Source organism: Acinetobacter sp. YH12144 (assembly GCF_013418345.1).
Classification (GTDB): Bacteria; Pseudomonadota; Gammaproteobacteria; order Pseudomonadales; family Moraxellaceae; genus Acinetobacter; species Acinetobacter amyesii.
Genome location: NZ_VPCD01000065.1, coordinates 1 through 1,017, shown reverse-complemented (window position 1 = coordinate 1,017; position 1,017 = coordinate 1). Strand labels below are relative to the sequence as shown.

Here is a 1,017-nt window from a genome sequence, read left to right as displayed (position 1 = left end):
TTGACATCCTCACCCCCTTAAAAGAGGGTGATTCCTACAGCTAGACGCTTATGCCCAAGCGCAAGAATGTTTAGAGCTGAGTTTATATCTCGATCATGAGCTGTACCACAGCTCATGCACTCCCATTCTCTTATTCCAAGATCTGTCTTACCTTTTGGACTACTTGAGGTGATCTCACCGCAGCACGAACAGATTTGGGTGGTATAGGCTTCTTGGACTTCTTCAAACAATACGCCTGCGTTCTCGCATTTATACTTGAGCATTGTTTTTAGTGCAGAAAATCCTGTATCCAAAACAGATTTTGCCATTTTGGTTTTTACTAATTTTTTAGCACTCAAGTCACCTACAATAATCAATGCATTTTCATTCACAAGCTTGGTGCTTGCTTTATGCAAATGATCTTTTCGACTATTTGCAATCTTGGCGTGTAATGCACGAACACGCTTCTTATTCCTGGCTCTCTGAGCAATACCTAATTTCTGCTCATATTTTCGATAGAATTTTGGATTTGAAATTACTGTGCCATCAGAACAGGTGGCAATATCTTTTAAACCTAGATCAATACCAATCGCTTTGGTTGCTGTCGATTTATCTTGCTTAGGCGATTCAACAACAAGACATACATACCAACGCCCACGGCTATCCTCTACAAATGAACCTGTTTTTAACGTGTATTTGCTTAAACCGTAGCTATCCCAAAGCTTAAATTGGTGTTTTCCATACTGGACATATCCATTGGTATATTTGATAGCCACCTTTTTAAAGGGAACCCATCCCAAAGAGCGCCTTGCTGATTTTTTATTGCTGACACGCCATTTCAGCTTTGCCTTTTTAAATTGCTTTCTTCGGGTGACTAATTCTTCAGTTACAGCCTGAATGGTTTGACTATGTAAATTACATTCTTTGGATGTGCCTTTCGTATATTTGGCAATATCAAAAGCAGAGAGAAATTCACCTTTCCGCTTCAAATGCCTAAACCCTAAATCATTGACATAATTCCAGACGAAGTTCACTTCT

At 39.4% G+C, this 1,017-nt stretch carries 1 protein-coding gene; it reads right to left on the bottom strand.

What is annotated here, in order from left to right:
* Window positions 1-17: 17 nt before the first annotated feature.
* Window positions 18-1,017 (bottom strand): RNA-guided endonuclease TnpB family protein (locus tag FTU79_RS16420; RefSeq protein WP_180051365.1); only part of this gene is annotated, 1,000 nt, incomplete at its 5' end.